This is a genomic window from Gryllotalpicola sp. CP2-P1, from assembly GCF_057512245.1.
The window spans coordinates 1-1,074 of the sequence record NZ_JBLRDT010000398.1 but is presented as its reverse complement, the minus strand read 5'-3'; the positions used below and the strand labels follow the sequence as shown (position 1 = coordinate 1,074).

At 73.2% G+C, this 1,074-nt stretch carries 1 protein-coding gene; it reads left to right on the top strand.

The window, feature by feature from the left end:
* Positions 1–78: 78 nt before the first annotated feature.
* Positions 79–1,074, top strand: a 996-nt coding sequence (locus tag ACM2XV_RS15530; RefSeq protein WP_487027605.1) for a glycosyltransferase family 4 protein, incomplete at its 3' end; no start/stop codon positions are given.

The window sequence follows — 1,074 nt, the reverse complement described above, 5'->3', positions numbered from 1 at the left end:
TGACCCCCGGGCTGGGACATGCCCGCGCCGGCGACCCGGGCGATACTGAGTAACACTCACCATCAGGACGGGCGCTGCATGAAGATCGCGATGATCTCGTACTACCTGCCGAGCGGCAGCAAGATCGGGGTCGGCTACCAGGCGCACGAGCTCGCGACCGAGCTCGTGCGACGCGGCCACGACGTCGACGTCTTCAGCGCGTGCCCGCCCGTGCCCGGCGCGATCTACGGCCACCACCTGGTCGAGACCGGCGGCCGGCTGCGCACCTTCGCCTTCGCGGCGCGCCTCAGGCACATCGACTTCAGCGGCTACGACGCCCTGCACGCCCACGGCGACGACTACTGGCTCTGGCGCAGGCGCGCCCGCCGCCATGTGCGCACGATCCATGGCTCGTGCTTCGAAGAGGCGCTGCGCATCACGGGCGCCACCGAGCGCGCGCGGATGCTTCTGCTCGGCTTCAGCGAGGTGCTCGCGAGCCTCGTCGCAGACACCGCCGTGGTCGTCTCGCCGAGCACGCGGCGCTGGACGCCCTGGGTGCGCCGCGTGATCCCGAACGGCGTCGACACGACCCGCTTCCGCCCCGACCCCGGGCTGCGGGCCCCCGAGCCGACCGTGCTGTTCGTCGGAACGTGGAACAACCGCAAGCGCGGCGCCGAGCTCGCGCGCGCCTTCCAGCGCGACGTGCTGCCCGCCGTGCCGAACGCGACACTCGAGATGGTGTGCCGCGACGCGCCCGCCGACCCCGGCCCCGGCATCCGCGTTCTCGGCCGGCTGAGCGACGACGAGCTCGCGGCGGCCTATCAGCGCGCGTGGGCGTTCTGCCTGCCGTCGGACTACGAGGGCTTCGGGATTCCGTATGCCGAGGCCATGGCGGCCGGAGTGCCCGTGGTCGCGACCCCGAACCCGGGGGCGCGCTACGTGACCGACGGCGGCGCGGCCGGGGTGCTGGCGCCGCTCGATAGCATCGGCGCCGAGCTGCGCCGGCTGCTCGTCGATGCGCAAGAGCGGAAGAGGCTCGAGCGCGCCGGCTCAGAGCGGGCGCGGCAGTTCGACCTTGCGCGCGTCGTCGACGCC